Genomic DNA, 2,043 nt, shown 5'->3' on the forward strand with positions numbered 1-2,043 from the left:
ATTGAGCCGGTCATTTCGACCGAGGGTTCGATCAATCTCGGCGCGCACCTGTCGCGCCTCGATGCGATGCTCGCGGAGCTCGAGCGCAAGATCGGTACCGGCATCCATTTGTTCGCGCATGAAGTGACGGCGGCGCGCGAGCACCTGGCGAAGCTTCTGTAATTAATGTCAATGGACGATCAGCCCGCCAAGAAAGCTGCTCCGGATTGGGAGCGCATCGAGGCTGATTACCGCGCCGGCGTGTTGTCGGTTCGGGAAATCGCCGCGTCGCAGGGTATCACCCACGGCGCGATCAATAAGCGTGCAAAGCGTGATGGATGGGAGCGCGACCTCTCGGCCAGGATCAAAGCGAAGGCTGACTCGCTGGTATCCAAAGCGGAGGTATCCAGTGCGGTATCCGCTGAGCGAGCGGATACCGACCGGCAAATCGTCAATGCGAATGCCGAGGCAATTGCCCGCATCCGGCTTTCGCATCGTACGGATATTTCCCGTTCCCGGAAGCTTGTGATGTCGCTGCTGACGGAGCTGGAAGTCACCAGTGGGAATATCGAGCTCTTCGAGGAGCTCGGCATGTTTCTCCGCGACGAAGATGAGAAAGGCCAGGACAAGCGGAACGATCTGTATCACAAGGTCATTTCGATGTCGGGGCGTGTCGGCAATATGAAGAGCCTGGCGGATACGCTGAAAACGCTGGTCGCACTCGAGCGCGAGGCGTATGGGCTGGCTGCCGCTGGTGAGGATGACCCGAGCAAGCCGGCAGCCTATACGAAAGTGGAGCGGGTAATTGTCCGTCCTGCACATCCAGACGCCTGAGATCTTCCTGCCGCTGCTGGAGCCAGCGCGCTACAAGGGCGCGCACGGCGGCCGCGGATCGGGCAAGTCGCATTTCTTTGGCGAGATGCTGATCGAGCGGTCGATCATGGAAAAGACGGATGCCGTCTGCGTCCGCGAGGTGCAGAAATCCCTCAAGCAGTCAGTGAAGAAGCTGCTCGAAAGCAAGATCGAGTCGCTGAACGCTGGCGCGTATTTCGATGTGCTGGATGCGCAGATTAATGCCAAGAACGGTGGCCTGATCATGTTCCAGGGTATGCAGAACCACACGGCAGAGTCGATCAAGTCGCTCGAAGGTTTCGATATTGCGTGGGTCGAAGAAGCGCAATCGCTCAGCCAGCGGTCGCTTGATCTGTTGAGGCCGACGATCCGCAAGCCAGCCTCGGAGCTCTGGTTCAGCTGGAACCCTCGCGAGGCCAGTGACCCGGTCGATGCGCTGCTGCGCGGAGACGAACCGCCCCCTGGCGCGCATGTGATCGAGGTCAACTTCACGGATAACCCGTGGTTCCCCGACGAGCTGCGCGCCGAGATGGAGTACGACAGGCGGCGCGACCCGGACAAGTACGCACATATCTGGCTAGGCAGCTACCAGCAGAACAGCGAAGCGCGTGTGTTCAAGAACTGGCGCGTCGAGGAATTCGAGCGACCGGACGGCACGATCTTCCGCCTCGGTGCGGATTGGGGCTTTGCATCCGATCCGTCGGTGCTGATTCGCTGCGACATCGACGGGAACCGCCTGTACGTCGACTACGAGGCGTACATGGTTGGCTGCGAGATCGTGAACCTGCCCGAGCTGTTCATGGGTGTGCCGGACGCAGAGAAGTGGCCGATCACGGCGGATTCCGCGCGGCCGGAGACGATCAGCCATATGCAGAAGCATGGCTTCCCGAAGATCCGGGCAGCGATCAAGGGGGCGAAATCGCTCGAAGAGGGTGTCGAATTCCTGAAATCGTTCGACATCATCGTGCATCCGCGCTGCAAGCATCTGATCGACGAGCTGACCCTCTACAAGTACAAGGAAGACCCGCTCACGGGTGCCGTGTTGCCGATTCTCGAGGACAAGGATAACCACGTGATCGACGCGCTGCGTTACGCCTGCGAGGGCGCGCGCCGCGCCGCGAAGCCCGTGAAAGCCCCGAAACCTGTTGTGCGTCGCACCGTCATCGGCGGCGGCGCTTGGATGAGCTAATGGCCCGCAAACCGAAGGAAGAC

At 60.5% G+C, this 2,043-nt stretch carries 2 protein-coding genes; both read left to right on the top strand.

Going from position 1 to position 2,043, the window contains the following annotated elements; all coding sequences use genetic code 11:
• Positions 1 to 171: 171 nt before the first annotated feature.
• The gene (locus KH616_RS24505; protein WP_292253833.1) at positions 172 to 813 is read left to right on the top strand and encodes a hypothetical protein; all 642 of its coding nucleotides are present in this window, start codon (positions 172 to 174) and stop codon (positions 811 to 813) included.
• On the top strand, positions 785 to 2,020 hold the full coding sequence (locus tag KH616_RS24510; RefSeq protein WP_292253836.1) for a PBSX family phage terminase large subunit: 1,236 nt from the start codon (positions 785 to 787) through the stop codon (positions 2,018 to 2,020). Before KH616_RS24505 ends, KH616_RS24510 begins: the two co-directional genes overlap by 29 nt.
• Positions 2,021 to 2,043 lie beyond the last annotated feature (23 nt).

The organism is Burkholderia sp. (genome assembly GCF_018375725.1).
Taxonomy (GTDB): domain Bacteria; phylum Pseudomonadota; class Gammaproteobacteria; order Burkholderiales; family Burkholderiaceae; genus Burkholderia.